This is a genomic window from Paraburkholderia fynbosensis (assembly GCF_902859935.1).
GTDB lineage: Bacteria > Pseudomonadota > Gammaproteobacteria > Burkholderiales > Burkholderiaceae > Paraburkholderia > Paraburkholderia fynbosensis.
Genome location: NZ_CADIKI010000004.1, coordinates 187611 through 202257 on the forward strand (window position 1 = coordinate 187611; position 14647 = coordinate 202257).

Below are 14647 nucleotides of genomic sequence, written 5' to 3' on the forward strand. Positions count from 1 at the left end.
GCCGCTCACCCAAATTTTTCACGTGGACATCGCATGAACGAACCTCGCCATGCCGACGCATTGCAAACGCGTCAGGCATCCGCCGCACCCGTAGTGCGCGATCTCGCCGGTCTGCTCGACGCGCTGCGCGCGAGCGCGGCGCAGCGCGATCGCGAAGGCGGTCACGCCGCGCAGGAAAAGCAGTGGATCGCCGACGCAGGCCTGCTCACGCTCGCGGTGCCGCGTGAATTCGGCGGCCCCGGCGCGCACTGGCCCGATATCTACGACACGATCCGGCAAATCGCGCGGGTCGACAGTGCGCTCGCGCATCTGCTCGGCTTTACCTGCCTGCAGGTGGTGAGCGTCAACGTCTGGGGCAATCCGGAGCAGCGCACGCGTTATCTGAACGGCACCGTCGAACATCGCTGGTGGTGGGGCAATGCGGTGAATCCTCTCGACACGCGGCTAGTTGCAACGGCGACTGGCGACGGCGGCTATCGACTCGATGGACAGAAAGGCTTTTGCTCCGGCACGCGCGGCTCGCAGATGATGACGGTCTCTGCGCACGATCCGGCCACCGGCAAGCCGGTGTTCGCCGTCGTGCCGACCGGGCGCGAGGGCATCACCGTCCATGAAGACTGGAACCCTATCGGCCAGCGGCAGACCGACAGCGGCAGCGTTTCGTTCGCGCAGGTGCGAGTCGAGCCGCATGAAGTGCTCGATCGCGCCGACACGTCATACGCGAGTTTGCGCACGCTGATTTCGCAGCAGGTGTTGACCAATCTGTTCGTGGGCATCGCACAGGGCGCGCTCGACGAAGCCCGTGCGTACGTCACCCAGCACGGCAGGCCGTGGATCAACTCAGGCGTCGACAAGGCCACCGACGATCCCTATCTGATCCAGCGCTTCGGCGAGATGCGCGTGCAGGCGGTGAGCGCCGAGGCGCTGGCCGCGCGCGCCGCCTATGCGCTCGACGACGCCTGGCGGCAAGGCCCGTCGTTGTCCGCCGAAACACGCGCGCGAGTCGCGCTTGCCACGTCGGAGGCGAAGATCGTCGCGCATAGCGCCGCGCTCGACGTCAGCGAAAAGCTGTTCGACGCCTGCGGCGCGCGCGCTACGCATGCGCCGCTTGCGCTCGACCGTTTCTGGCGCAACGCCCGCGTGCATACATTGCATGATCCGATCGACTATCGCGTGCGCGACGTTGGCCGCTACGCACTGAGCGGGACATTGCCCGAGGTTTCTTTGTACACTTGAGGCGGTTCGCGGCGGCCTCTAACAAGGCGCCGCGGTTGATTCCCTTCAAGAGATCCCCGGCTTGCTGTTCAAACTACCGACCACCGCTACGGCGCCGTTTTGCCCATCCGAGGTGCAGGGCTCGGTTGCCGTCTCGCAAGGCGCACCCTTCTGGAAGAAAATCCTGCAATTCGCAGGCCCCGGTTTGCTGGTTTCCATCGGCTATATGGACCCGGGCAACTGGGCCACCGCGATCGAAGCCGGCTCGCGTTATGGCTACAGTCTGCTGTTCGTCGTGCTTCTGTCGAGCCTCGCGGCGATGGCGCTGCAATGTCTGAGCATGCGTTTAGGTATCGCTACCGGGCGCGACCTCGCGCAATTGTCCGCCGCGCGTTATTCGCCCGGCGTGGTGCGGGTGCAGTGGCTGCTCGCGGAACTGTCGATCGTGGCCTGCGATCTCGCCGAAGTGCTCGGCGGCGCGCTCGCGTTTCATTTGCTCTTCAATTGCTCGCTGACTACCGGCGTGCTGCTGACCGCGTTCGACACGCTGATCGTGCTCGGCCTGAAGGGCAAGAACTTCCGCGATCTCGAAGCGATCATGCTCGGACTGATCGCAACGATCGGCGTGGGCTACATCATCGAACTCGCGCTGGTGCAGCCGCATTGGCCGTCGGTGGCGCAAGGGCTGATTCCGTCGTGGCAGGCGCTCAATTCACGCGAGCCGATGTATCTCGCGATCGGCATTCTCGGCGCGACGGTGATGCCGCACAACCTCTATCTGCATTCATCGATCGTGCAGACGCGTGCGGTGAAACGCGATTCGGCCGGTATCCGTTCGGCGATCAGCATGTCGCGAATCGACACCATCGCGTCGCTGCTGCTCGCGTTGCTGATCAATATGGCGATCCTGATTCTTGCCGCCGCGGCGTTTCATGCAACCGGCCACACCCAGGTGACGCAGATCGAAGATGCTTACCGGTTGCTCGCGCCGATCGTCGGCACCGGTTTCGCGGCGGTGCTGTTCGCCATCACGCTGCTCGCGTCGGGGCAAAGCTCCACGTTCACCGGCACGGTGGCGGGGCAGGTCATCATGGAAGGCTTCCTGAAGCTGAAGATTCCGTGCTGGCAGCGGCGTTTCATCACGCGTGCGCTGGCATTGATTCCCGCGTTGATTGGCGTGCAGATGCTGGGCAACGGCGCGGTCGGCCAATTGCTGGTCGCAAGCCAGGTCGTGCTGAGCCTGCAACTGCCGTTCGCGCTCTATCCGCTGATTCGCATGACCAACGACCGCGCGTTGATGGGCGAGTTCGCCAACCGGCTGCCGACCCGGCTTCTTGCGTGGTTGCTGTTCGGCGCGATCAGTGCGGCGAACCTTTGGCTGGTCGTGCAGACGGTGGGATTGGCCGGCTGATTCACCAGCGCGGCAGGCGCCGATGGGCGGCGTGATGTGTGATGGCGAAAAAAATCCGCACAGTGTGCGGATTTTTAAGGCTTCGGTTCGAGTCGGGCCGGACCAGCCCTCGTCGAGTCACTTCGAATCAGGCGGCTTGCGCGACCTGTGCCGCTTCGAGTGCTTCCTGGCGAGCGGCTGCGGCTTTCTTCGTCTTGCCGGCGCGCGACGGCGGCTGGCAGGCGCCGCATACGACGTTGTGCTGCAGATCATGCTTGTGCGCGACGAACTTGCCGGTGCAACGGCAGCACTTGGTCAACTGCAGGATGTCGGCGTCGAAGAAACGCACCAGCGTCCATGCGCGCGTCAGGTCGAGCACCGGTTCGGTTTCGCTGTGCTGGCAATGTTCCAGATACAGCCGATACCCTTTGGTCAGCGCATCCAGATGTGAGCAACGCGCTTCGCGCTTCAGAAACAGGTACGTGTTGTAAAACAGCGACGCGTGAATGTTCGCGAGCCACGTCATATACCAGTCCGCCGAGAACGGCAGCATGCCCTTGGGCGGCGATACGCCCTTGACCTCGCGATACAGGCGGATCATGCGGTCGCGCGAGAGCGTCAATTCGCTTTCGAGCACCTGCATGCGGGCGCCGAGTTCGATCAGCGCGATCGCGCGGAATACTTCTTGTGCGTCTTCCGTCAGGCTACGCTTGAGCATCGCAGTCACCTCGATTAAGCAAACTGCTCGGCGGGCTGACCTGCAAGCAGGATCGCCGCGTGAGTCGGTGCAACGGCTGCGTGCTTTGTCGTTTGCGTCAACGCCGACAACATCGAGTGGTCGTTGAAGCGGAAGAAGCACAGAAGCTGATCGGAAGAAGCCAGCTTGACGATTTGCGCGAGCGAGAGCCCCGCCAGCAAATCAGCCAGTTCCGACGACAGTCCCAGGCGGAACATCCCGACTGGTTTGTCCTCGCGCAACATGCGTTGCGCAAGCATGATGTAAGACAAGTTAATCTCGCGGATTGAATCCAGCGTCTCGCTGCTACGGTCCATTTTCTCTGTTTCCGAAGCCCCGAATTACTATGTCGGCCTTCTTTTTTTTGGCCGTTATGTCATTTGTGCCTCGCCGGAAACGCAGACCTCCGGCTACTGTCCCCACCTGATACAGGCAGCGACTTTTTGATACATAGCGTTACATTTCGTAACAGCTTGGGACGAATTGTATGAAGTGCAAAACAAGAAATCAATCCCTTCTCAAAAAAATATCTCAAAAAGATACATCAATTTTCGGTAATTCTTTCACGCGGTTGTAATAGATGATGCCCAGCGGATTTTTGGCCGGCTGAGATTTTCCTCTAGACCGAGAAAAGCTTTGCGATACAGGGGTTTAGCTCGCTTGTTTAAGCCATGAGCCGGAACCGGGGGCAGCGCCGGTAATCCTGCTTGGAATAAAAATGCAAGAAGGAAGCGAGGCCAAAGGCGTGTAATAAATACCTGCCTTTGGCGCTGCTTGGGGACACATCGAGGATGTAACAACACGGTGCGGCCCCAGTTACAACCGAAGCCGTATTTGTAACGATCTTCGTAACGCCTAGCAACCTGTTCGGCGCACTCGTTCCACTTCGAGACCGAACGCCGGGCGCAGCCGCGTGCCGAGGACATTGCCGGCGAACGCGGCGACCAGCCAGAGCCAGCCGTGCAGGCTGCCTGACACGATGCCGCTGAAATACGCGCCGATGTTACAACCATAGGCCAGACGGGCGCCGTAGCCCAGCATCAGGCCGCCGACCACCGCCGCGAACAGCGAGCGCGCCGGTACTTTCCACACCGGCGCGTAACGGCCGGCGAGCGCCGCGGCCGTCATCGCGCCAAGGACGATGCCGAAGTCCATCACCGACGTGACGTCATGTGTAACCGGGGCGGCCAGCGAGCCCGCATTCGCGTGAGCGGCCCAATACGGCCAGTTGGCCACGTCAATGCCGAAGGCCGCGAAAGTCTTGGCGCCCCACAGCGCGAACGCTGACGTCACGCCCCACGGACGGCCCGACAGCGCAAGGGTGGCGAAGTTGAGCAGAGCCAAGGCGATCGCGCCGACGAACAGCGGCCACGGGCCATGCAGCCACGGCGACGCGTGCGGTTGGCGGGTCGTTTCATTGACCAGCCGGCCATGGCGGCGCCGCTCGACCAGCACGGTGAGCGACGCGATGGCCGCGAAAACGATCAGGTTCAGCACGATGGCCCAGCCTGCGCCGAGCGTCGTCACCATCGAAAGCGGTTTGAGCGACGGCAGCGCAGTCCAGAACGGCATATGCGCGGTTGCGACGACCGAGCCGACGATGAACGCTGCCAGCGTGACGAGCATGCGGGTGCTGCCGCCGCCCACCGTGTACAACGTGCCGGACGCGCAGCCGCCGCCCAACTGCATGCCGATGCCGAACACGAACGCGCCGACCACGACGGACGTGCCGGCCGGGGCGACGAGCCCGACCACCGGATGGCCGAACAGCGTGCCGGCGGCGAGCGCCGGGAAAAACAGCAGCACGCCGAAGGCGAGCATCAGCATCTGGGCGCGCAATCCGGCGCCGCGGCCATCGGCGATGAAGACCCGCCAGGCCGACGTGAAGCCGAACGCGGCGTGATAAAGCGCCATCCCCAGCAGGGCACCGACGATGTAGAGCGCGGCCTGGCGGCCACTGACGGTTTGCGCCAGATAGACCGCGCCGAGCGCGATGAGAACGAGTGCCGCGCCAAGCGGTTTCGGATTGATATCGAAACGGCGCGGCACGGGTGGGAGCGGAGTGGATAGGTCGGACATGGTGAGTTGACTGGCAAACGGCTGATCAAAGGCCACCCGAAGGCGGCCGGGGAGACAATCCGAGGTGGGTGTGATGGGAAAAGGTAATTAAAAAAGATAGCATGGATTGCGCTGGGGCCGGGCGGCGGGGTTGAGGCGCCGGGCGCATGGCCGCACTGAAATCCGGGCGTTGAACGCGTCGGTGTCTGGGGGCGCTCAGCTAACCTGGCATCTCACGCGCGAACTTCGGCACTCAGATGCGCGGCCCCGCACCGGCGCCGCCGGGCGCGGCTTTCGTCGGTGGACCGAAGCGGCCGTGCGCCGCACGTCCGCCTCCGTCACATAAACCGCATCATCAGATCAGTGTCGTAGAAAACGCCATCGACATTCAGCCCATCGACTTCGCGGCCGTATTGACGAAAGCCCATCGACTCATAGAGTTTGCGCGCCGCCTCGTTGCTGCTGTCGACCATCAGCTGAAGTTGCCGCAATCCGTCGACGCGTTCCGCTCGCGCCAGCAACTCGTTGAGCAACGCGCGCCCGACGCCGCGGCCTGCGGCTTCCGGCGCGACATACGTGCCGACGACCGCTGCCTTGTGCCGCTCCCTCTCGCGCGGGTTGCGCGCCAATCCGACCACGCCGATCAGCGGTGTATCGGACGATAGAAAAGCGCCCAGCAGGAAGTCGCCCTCGGCGGCGTGCAAGCCCTGCAAGCTCGCGTCGTGCTGCGCCGCTCCCTTCGCCAGCGCTTCCTCGTAACTCTGGCCGAACAGTTCCGGATGCGCCTTCAGCCCGCGTAGACGAAGCTGGAAATAGGCCTCGCGGTCGGTGGGGCCGAGTTGGCGTACGAGTATGGCGGCGTCGTTCAAGGGCATCGCTTCTTACCTCTATACAGGGGACTGGCGTGACAATAGGCGGGAGCTAGAAGGCCCGGCGTCCGAGCCTGTCGTCCGATATCGCGCAAAAGCTTTGAAAAGTCTAGCGTTGAGCTTGCGCGCGTTGGCTTTCGGCAAACTCGCGCAATGCCACGGCGGTCTGCTGATCCGCAGGAAAGAACGCCTCGATCGCAAGTTCCGAGAGCGTGACGTCCACCGGCGTACCGAACACGGTGGTCGTGCTGAAAAACGACAGCATGCCGATCGGCGTGCGCAGCCGCAACGGCACGGCGATCTGATTGACGGCGGTGTCGTCCTTGTCAGCCGCATCCGCGCCCGGCGGTGTGGGATACGCGGCCAGCTCGTCGCGTAGCGCGCTCAAAGTCTCGTCGCCGCTTACGTCGATCTGCCGTTGCAGCCGCGCCAGCACATGCTCCCGCCACGCATGCCAGTTGACGATGGACGCCGCGATGCCGTCCGGATGCAGGCTCAGTCGCAGCGCGTTGGCCGGCGGTTTCAGCAGTTCGGGAGCGGCACCGGTCAGCAGCGGCGCGAGCGCGTTGTTTGCCGCGACGATGGTCCAGTGCCTGTCGATCGCGAGCGCAGGGTAGGGCGCGTGGCCTTTGAGTACCAGCTCGACGGCCTCGCGTGCGGCGGCCAGTTGCGGGTCGGACAAGGGACGCTCGCGAAAGAGCGGCGCATAACCCGCCGCGACCAGCAGCGCATTGCGTGCCCGCAGCGGCACGTCGAGACGTTCGGCAAGATGCATGACCATTTCCCGGCTAGGTACGGCGCGACCCGATTCGACGAAGCTCAGATGCCGGGTCGAGATCTCGGCTTCAGTGGCGAGCAGCAACTGGCTCATACGGCGCCGCTGGCGCCATTCGCGCAGCAGGGCGCCGACCGTACGACCGGCCGTGAAGGCGTGCGAAGGAACCGTTTGCGCAAGGGAAAGTGTGTTCATGCCTTTGATGATAGCCAAAGCATCCGAGCAATCCATTACCTGAGAGGTAATGCGGATGCCCCGAAGTGCCCGCCCCGCATAAAGCGTCTGGAATTCGTCTGGAATTATTACCCGGCCAGTTTAACCTCGACCCATTCTGCGCCGCGCGTATCGCGATACATTTCGTTCATGCTCGTCCTAACATCCGCGAACATCATTCCGGCGAGGTCCTCGCGTCGTTGAGCGGTCAATACGCTTCGGGAATCGTAGGTTGGTGGGTCATGGGCGCGGGCTCCAATCGATCAGCGGTTGATCGCCGCGAACATAAAGCGGATGGCGCGGGGAGCCGTCCTCCGTCGTACCGAGGCACCACAGCCGAACTCCGGCGTCACGCATGATGCCGACGACACGAGCGGCTCGCCCGGGCTTTGCATTCGAACCCCAGGCACAGACAACATCGCCGCACTCGCTGGCGAAATTCCACAGGTAATCGTCGTTATCGGGGCCGACCGGGTCAGGATGCGTCCAGAGCGCCGCTGGATTCGTCGAACGCAGCGCGTAGAGGTTCGCAACGGCGAGGCCATTGCAGTCCCACAGCTTCGCGAAGCCGCGACATCGGCGAATGGTGGGGTCGTCGAACTGCGCATCGGCGGTGCTCGGATTGAGCATGACGAACAGGGCCGTCGACTTGACTGGCGCAAGCGATTCAGCGCCGCGCGTCAAACGATAGCGATATGTGCCGCAAGGGCTGATAACGGCGCTCACGACTGATCCTCCTGATCCCCGGCAAAAGAAGCGGCGCATAATGCTGACATCCCTTTATCAACACGATGGAGGTGGATGTGACCACTCTCGCTATAGACGCCATTCGCATCAACCCGGCGAACGACAGGATTACCCACGTGCGCTGGGCTCCCGTCGACCCGTCGACGCGCGACTGGTTGTCCCCCACCTCGATTGTCGAGGTGGACGAAGTCGTCGCCGCGATCCGTCGCGGAGATGCCGTTTGGTCCCTTTTTACTCTCGGCGGTACCCGGTATCTAGGGCCGAAAATTGTGTCTGTCGCCCACACCGACGGCCACGACGGGATCAACACGGATGTCCCTGGCGATCATGTCGAAAAATGCATTGACGATCTGCAGCGCATTTGACTGCCTACCTTTAAGCGTGCTCGGCACTGCGTCTGTATTAGTGGTCGTGGTGTCTTCACTCATTGTTGGGCGGCTTCGCGAGTTGCGCGGATGAACTCTGCCGCCGCTTGCGCGTTGATCGCGTTACCGTAGGCGCGCAGTCGTCCCACGCAACGCGCGGGAGCCCCATGAGCCACCGGGAATGTGCCGGGTTCCACTGGCCGCCACTTTCCATCCCGGCAGAGGAGCCAATCGGCAGCTCGCCAGAAGGCGGTCGTCGGCCGGCTGCGGTGTCAGTGCCAAGAGCGCGAAGCCGTTCAGATTCGATCCGTGCGGCGTCTCGCCCGTCGCCCGTTTCCCTGACCGCCGCCCGTCGAGTCCAATGTCTGCGGCGTCGGCCAACTGGCTAATTTGCGGCGCCCGGCAGCTTCAGCGAGACCGCTCGCGACCCGTGCGCCTTGAACCCCGAGTAGCAGTGCGTCGACCCCTCCGAGTCGTTGATGATCGGAGTCGGCCACGATGCCAGCCACGCCACGCGCCCGAGCAACGCATTCAGCGGCACGTTCTTGCACTCGCTTCCGTCTTTGTGATCGCGCGTCGTTGGCGTAGGCCACGAAGAAAGTACGGTCTCTGATGTGCGGCGCACCGACGCCCGCAGACGGGAAAGGGTTCGCGGCGCCGGCGTATTCCATGGCTTCCAGGTCATCGAAAACAAGGTCGATCCAAGGGTCGACGTCTTTGCTTACAAGCTGCTCGCCAAAGATGACTGGAGGGCGGCACTCGCTGATGAGGTTGTGCCGCGCCGGCCAGAGGTGCCGCGCGTCAGCAAACCCAGCTCCTTTGCCTGCCTGGCTGAAAGGTTGGCACGGACAGTAACCAGTCCAAACAGGTCGATCGTCAGGCCATCCGGCGAGTCGAAGCGCGGACGACCAGACGCCGATTCCGGCGAAGTAATGGCACTGTATGAATCCAGCCGCGATTCCTAAGCAGGCTGACCAGAAATGCGCGGCTGCGGCCGCGCCTCCGGGCGCTGCGTTCGACGGACGTGGGCAGCGGAAGGCTGATTGGCGTGCGCTTCGCTTCAAGAGGTGCCGCGACGGCAATGACCTTCACCGTCTACAACCCGAAGATGAGCGAGCGATGAGCCGCGACGCCGGCCGCAACGCCAGCAGCCGACGCGAACGTCGCGTTTGTCCAGGTGCTCGACGCGTCGCCGGCGGCGAACACGCCCGGCACGCTCGTCTGCTTCCATTCGTCCACACGGATAATCGGACCCATCGGTCCGTCTTCGAATGCGCATCCGAGCTGCGCTGCGAGTGGGCTTGCCATTCGCGTCCGGGGCCCCACGAAGAGCGCATCGATAGCGACGACGCGGTCATCGGCGAGACGCAATCCGGTCATGCGAGGGGAATCCCCGATTATTTCGGTGACGTGCGTCCGCTCGATGACGACGCTACGCGCGTTGAGTAGAGCAGCCTCTTCGGGCGTCGGCTCGACGATGCCTTGCGTGAACCAGGTCGTCGGCCCCCAATCAGGAACGAGCATCGCCTGATGGAACGAAAGCGGGTGTGTCGCCAGGACGCCGAGCCGTTTGCCTCCGATTTCGTAACCATGACAGTACGGACAGTGCAGCACGGATTGTCCCCAGCGCTCTTCGATACCGGGCAGCGACGGCAGTTCGTCGCGAACGCCGGTTGCAAGGATCAGACAATCGGCGCTCAAAGTGGTCCCTTCGCTTTGTGTGACGAAGAATCGATCACCGATGCGTTTCGCCGTGCTGGCTTCCCTCGCGATGATCATCGCGGTCGGATACGCCGCGAGTTGGGCTGTCGCCTCACCGATGATCTCCTCTGGCGTCTTGCCATCCTGTCCGAGAAAACCATGTGAGCGCGGTGCGAAACGATTGCGTGGACTCCTGCCATCAAACACAAGCACACGCCGTCTCGCGCGCGCCAGTTGCATCGCGGCGGAAAGACCGGCGAAACTGCCGCCGATCACGATGACATCGTAATGCGCATTCATACGTTTTCTCTCCGAATCAAGTAACGTGCTGAGTTGCATGATAACGCCGTGCTACACTCTTACGCAACTTGATAAGTTTCTTGAGATAGCCCCCAAGATGAAAACCGACAGCCGCATATCGCGCGTCCTGCACGCGCTGATTCACATGAAATATGCGGATGGGCCGCTGACTTCCGCTGCGCTGGGCGAGATGCTTGGTACGAATGCCGTCGTTGTGAGGCGCTTGTTCGGCGGTCTGCGGGATGTGGGTTATGTCACGTCAGAAAAGGGACACGGGGGCGGCTGGGTACTGGACAAACCGCTTGAGAGCATGACGTTATTGGATGTCTATCGCGCAGTTGGTGAACCGCCGCTTTTTTCGGATCTCGTTTCGCACGACCACCCGGAATGTCTTGTCGAACAAGCGGTGAATGCTCAACTTTCAGAGACGCTTCGAGAAGCCGAGGCTGTTATGCTCGCAAGGTTCGCGAAGGTCACCATCGCGATGCTCGCAGGCGACTTCGAAGCCCCCACGTTCAGGTCGACGTCGCCGAAGCGCCGGTCCCGGTCTACGAGTCGGTGAGCTTCGCGTGCCAGCGAAGATTGATGCAAAGATTGGCAGAGAGCGCTTCTCCAACGCTTACCCCGCCTCAATGGTGAAGTCCAGTTACGCGTCAGGCTTCTAAATCGGACGACGCGCACGATCACCGTCACGCCTGATGCATCGCGTACTACGAGCGGGTGATTTGTCCGCTCGACACGCTTGGCGAACGCCTCCTGATGGCCGACCGCGAACGCACCAGATCGACCCACTGCGCGCGTTCGACCAAACGCCACGCAAGTGTCGACTTCTAGGGGCGCCGTTAAGGCCGCGCCGGGGCGACGGCTGGTCCGGGTCTTCATGTCGTTTGTTTATTGAAGTTTGTCGGTGTCGTACAGGCAACTTAAACTTATTGGGTTGTTCTGTCGTTGGTTCGGACCCGAACGTTTCCTCGTCCCGAGGAGGTCACTATGCAGCCCGACGCCCATACAAGGCGCGATAGCCGGCTTCGTCGAACGTTCGTATTCGCCTTCCTGGCTACGCTGACGATGGCGTCAGCCGGCGCCCTTGCAGGGCCCGAGGTCACCGGCGGGTCGGCCGATATTCATCTGTCGACGCTAGTGTCGCCGAACCCGACCGTCACGCAAAGCCAGTTGGACACTGCAGCGTCCGATGCGGCGGATTGGCTGCTTCCTAACGGCTCGTACGCGCAGACGCGATACTATCCGGGCGCGCAAATCAAAACTACCAATGTGGGGAAGCTGAAGTTGGCGTTCGTCTTCCAGACAGCAGTCAACGGACCACTGGAAACCTCACCGTTGGTGGTGAACGGCGTGATGTTCCTGACCACATCGTTCGATCATGTGTACGCGATCGATGCAGCGACCGGCCGCGAGTTGTGGCACTACCAGCACAAGTTGGGGCGGGATACCAGCTTCTGCTGCGGGCCAACCAACCACGGCGTGGCGATATACGGCGAGCGGCTCTTCATGGGCACGCTCGATGCAAAGCTGGTTGCGCTCGACGCCGGGACTGGCAAGCTCCTGTGGGAAACCGAGGTCGGCGATCCCGAGCTAGGCTACAGCGAGAAGATGGCGCCGATTGTGGTCGATAGCAAGGTACTGATTGGCACGAACGGGGGTGAGTACGGCGTTCGCGGCTTCGTGAAAGCGTTCGACGCCAACACGGGTCAACTGCTTTGGACCTTCTACACGATTCCCGAATCCGGACAGGAAGGCGTGTGGGCGACTAGAGATGCGACCGGCCGGGACCTTAAACGCAATATCGATGCCGAGAAGAAGCAACTTGCTGAGAAGGGTCGCGACTTCTACAAGACGCTCGGCGGCGGCGTGTGGATGACACCAGCGATCGACCGGAAAACGCGCACGGTGTACTTCGTGGTTGGGAACCCCTCGCCTGACTTTTATGGCGCAATACGTCCCGGCGACAATCTGTTTACCGACTCGATGGTGGCGGTCGACCTCGACACCGGCAAGTACAAGTGGCACTACCAGTACATCCCGCATGACGTGTGGGACCTCGACGCGGCGAGCCCGCCGATCCTGGTGGATGTGCGCGACCGCGACGGACGCGTGGTATCTGCGGTAATCCATGCCGGAAAGACCGGGCATGTCTATGTGCATGATCGCACGTCGGGCCAGTTAATCCGCTTCTCGCCGGCGATGATCCCGCAAGAGAACATATGGACGCCGCCAACGCCGCAGGGCGCGCACATGCTGCCGGGTGCGAACGGCGGAGTCAATTGGTCGCCGACGGCGTACAGCCCCGAGACGCGTCTCGTGTATGCGGCCAACCTGCATCGTCCGTTGACGTACCAGGTCGAGGACACGCCGTATCCGGGCGGCGGCAAGATGTGGCTTGGCGGTTCATTCAAGACCATTCCGAACGAGCAGCAGTGGGGCAAGCTCGCAGCGGTGAACGTCGACACCGGGAAGATCGTCTGGTCGTTTAAAACCGATCAGCCGCTGATCGGCGGCGTATTGGTGACGGCGGGCAATCTCGTCTTCAATGGAGAAGGCAACGGCCTGTTTCGCGCATTTGACGCGCGTACCGGCAAGAAGTTGTGGGAGTTCCAGTGCGGCGCCGGCGTCAACGCCCCAGCGGTGTCGTACTCGGTGCATGGCAAGCAATATGTGGCGGTTGCGGCGGGCGGCAACCAGCTACTCGACTACAAGCGCGGCGACGCGATTGTTGTGTTCGCGCTGCCGTAATGCGCACGCACTGCCTGCGCTAGCGGCTCTCCAACTGCCAAGCGGCGTCGCATACGGTCTAGCGTGTCGGTCTTCCATGCTGCTGGCTCGAAGATGCCGTTGCGCCACCGGAGTGTGGCCCGCACGCTTGGATGACTCCACGTCGTGCCGTTACCTACCGCACGACCTTTAAAGGTGATGTGGGAGCGCCGCGACTCACGTTCCACTCATGGCGTCCAGAAGTCGGCCGGAATGATAACTGGTTAGTCTAACTTCAACCTGTTTTGTACCGCGCGTGTGGACACGAAATCGATAAGCCCGGTCGCGCTCAAGGCTTTCATGGTCCTGGCGAAAGATATAGGTGTGAAGGTCCAGCAGTGCGCATCCCGGTACGTACCATTTCCCATGGCTCGTCTTTATACGTTTCGCGCAGCGTCGCCGAATCCGTATAGTCGAAGTCGCCGTAGTTCACTTTTCCCTTTTCGCAGCGTACAAACGGCTGCAAGGCGCGCCAATCTCGACCCCAACGCGGTGCGCAATGTCGAGTCCTCGCGGCAACTTGTCACCACGCTTGTCGAGACGCCGTTCGCCGTTCTGCTTTGCGCACATGTTCGCGGACTCGGAGCCTGACTAGCTTCACCGTTGGCTTTTTTATTCGCCGCACTCGGCTGGCTTTTAAGGCCGCGCGGGTGTGTGTTCGGACCGGCAATGCCGAGGCCGGCGGCAAATCCAGCGGGCCGGCCTGACGACAATAGTCAATGCGGATCACGCGGTCGCCACACCTTCGGGCACTGCGTTGAGTTTGACGCCGAGCGCGCGCAGCAGTTTGAACACCGTGTCCATACGCGGTTTGGAGCCCGGTGCGAGCGTTTTGTAGAGGCTCTCGCGCCCGAGTCCGGCGTCAGCCGCGACCTTTGCGATGCCACGCGCTTTGGCGATGTCGGCGATGGCGGCGAGAAGGAGGTCGGCGTCGCCTTCTTCGAGTGCTGCGTTTAGGTATTCAGCGATCATTTCCTCACTGTCGAGGTAGTGCGATGCGTCGAATCGTGCCGTTTTGATCTTGCTCATGATCGTTCCTCTCTGATTGCTGTCCACATTGTTTTGGCATGCTTGATATCCGCCTGCTGCGTGGACTTGTTGCCACCGCAGAGCAGCAGATACACCATGCGCCCTTCACGCGCGTAGTAGACCCGGTAACCCGGACCGCAATCTATGCGCATCTCGAACACGCCTTCTTCTAGCAACCTCACGTCGCCGAAATTCCCTCGCTCCGCACGCCGGACCCGCACGAGGATTTTCGCCCTCGCGCGTAGATCCGCGAGCTCCGCCAGCCAGGTGTCGAACACCTCGGTGCGGTTGACCGTGTACACAGGCGGTGTGCCGATCTGTTTGTAATTGTATCCCTGTGGATACGTTGATGCAAGTGTGAAAATCATATTGATATAGCGGCTCTCCACCGCACCCCGTTCGTTGCTTCCCATGCCGCGCGCCCTCTCTGCGCGGCCCCATTTGCTACATGAGGTTAGCGGTCTGCGCGGCTCCTGACGA

15 protein-coding genes are annotated in these 14647 nt (G+C 62.1%); 5 read left to right on the plus strand and 10 right to left on the minus strand.

Annotated features, from left to right (window positions below):
- The first annotated feature begins 33 nt into the window (after positions 1-33).
- Both HV770_RS08560 and HV770_RS08565 read left to right on the plus strand, forming a co-directional pair.
- Positions 34-1236, plus strand: coding sequence for an acyl-CoA dehydrogenase family protein (locus HV770_RS08560; RefSeq protein ID WP_175158992.1), 1203 nt, complete (start codon positions 34-36; stop codon positions 1234-1236).
- Positions 1237-1297: 61 nt separating this feature from the next.
- On the plus strand, positions 1298-2626 hold the full coding sequence (locus HV770_RS08565; protein WP_175158993.1) for an Nramp family divalent metal transporter: 1329 nt from the start codon (positions 1298-1300) through the stop codon (positions 2624-2626).
- Between the two features lie 127 nt (positions 2627-2753).
- Here HV770_RS08565 and flhC read toward each other — a convergent pair whose 3' ends face one another.
- The 6 genes from flhC to HV770_RS08595 all read right to left on the minus strand — a co-directional run bounded on the left by flhC (position 2754) and on the right by HV770_RS08595 (position 8021).
- A complete protein-coding gene (gene flhC, locus HV770_RS08570) occupies positions 2754-3323 on the minus strand; it encodes a flagellar transcriptional regulator FlhC (protein ID WP_175158994.1) in 570 nt (189 codons plus the stop codon).
- Between the two features lie 14 nt (positions 3324-3337).
- A complete protein-coding gene (gene flhD, locus HV770_RS08575; RefSeq protein ID WP_042324711.1) occupies positions 3338-3658 on the minus strand; it encodes a flagellar transcriptional regulator FlhD in 321 nt (106 codons plus the stop codon).
- 538 nt (positions 3659-4196) lie between these two features.
- On the minus strand, positions 4197-5420 hold the full coding sequence (locus HV770_RS08580; protein ID WP_175158995.1) for a YeeE/YedE family protein: 1224 nt from the start codon (positions 5418-5420) through the stop codon (positions 4197-4199).
- Between the two features lie 317 nt (positions 5421-5737).
- On the minus strand, positions 5738-6274 hold the full coding sequence (locus HV770_RS08585; RefSeq protein ID WP_175158996.1) for a GNAT family N-acetyltransferase: 537 nt from the start codon (positions 6272-6274) through the stop codon (positions 5738-5740).
- Between the two features lie 103 nt (positions 6275-6377).
- Positions 6378-7238 (minus strand): helix-turn-helix domain-containing protein, encoded by an 861-nt coding sequence (locus HV770_RS08590; RefSeq protein ID WP_246290757.1) that lies wholly within the window; start codon positions 7236-7238, stop codon positions 6378-6380.
- 258 nt (positions 7239-7496) lie between these two features.
- Positions 7497-8021, minus strand: coding sequence for a DUF1643 domain-containing protein (locus HV770_RS08595; protein ID WP_246290758.1), 525 nt, complete (start codon positions 8019-8021; stop codon positions 7497-7499).
- Positions 8022-8059: 38 nt separating this feature from the next.
- Here HV770_RS08595 and HV770_RS08600 point away from each other — a divergent pair, with 38 nt between their 5' ends.
- Positions 8060-8368 (plus strand): hypothetical protein, encoded by a 309-nt coding sequence (locus HV770_RS08600; RefSeq protein WP_175158999.1) that lies wholly within the window; start codon positions 8060-8062, stop codon positions 8366-8368.
- A gap of 296 nt (positions 8369-8664) precedes the next feature.
- Here the strand turns inward: HV770_RS08600 and HV770_RS08605 are convergent, their stop codons facing one another.
- Positions 8665-9450 (minus strand): DNA cytosine methyltransferase, encoded by a 786-nt coding sequence (locus HV770_RS08605; protein WP_175159000.1) that lies wholly within the window; start codon positions 9448-9450, stop codon positions 8665-8667.
- Between the two features lie 13 nt (positions 9451-9463).
- Entirely contained in the window at positions 9464-10369 is a 906-nt protein-coding gene (locus tag HV770_RS08610; protein WP_175159001.1) for an NAD(P)/FAD-dependent oxidoreductase, read from the minus strand.
- Positions 10370-10466: 97 nt separating this feature from the next.
- Between HV770_RS08610 and HV770_RS08615 the strand changes: the two genes are divergently transcribed.
- Both HV770_RS08615 and HV770_RS08620 read left to right on the plus strand, forming a co-directional pair.
- Positions 10467-10931, plus strand: a complete 465-nt coding sequence (locus tag HV770_RS08615; protein WP_175159002.1) for an Rrf2 family transcriptional regulator — start codon at positions 10467-10469, stop codon at positions 10929-10931.
- A 506-nt stretch (positions 10932-11437) separates the two neighbouring features.
- Positions 11438-13120: a pyrroloquinoline quinone-dependent dehydrogenase gene (locus HV770_RS08620; RefSeq protein WP_175159185.1), complete on the plus strand. Its 1683-nt coding sequence runs from the start codon at positions 11438-11440 to the stop codon at positions 13118-13120.
- 744 nt (positions 13121-13864) lie between these two features.
- On the opposite strand, the gene HV770_RS08625 is transcribed toward HV770_RS08620, so the two are convergent.
- Positions 13865-14167 carry an addiction module antidote protein gene (locus tag HV770_RS08625; RefSeq protein ID WP_175159003.1) on the minus strand — a complete coding sequence of 101 codons (303 nt, stop codon included), beginning with the start codon at positions 14165-14167 and terminating at the stop codon, positions 13865-13867.
- A complete protein-coding gene (locus HV770_RS08630) occupies positions 14164-14580 on the minus strand; it encodes a type II toxin-antitoxin system RelE/ParE family toxin (RefSeq protein ID WP_343048112.1) in 417 nt (138 codons plus the stop codon). Before HV770_RS08630 ends, HV770_RS08625 begins: the two co-directional genes overlap by 4 nt.
- Between the last annotated feature and the right edge of the window lie 67 nt (positions 14581-14647).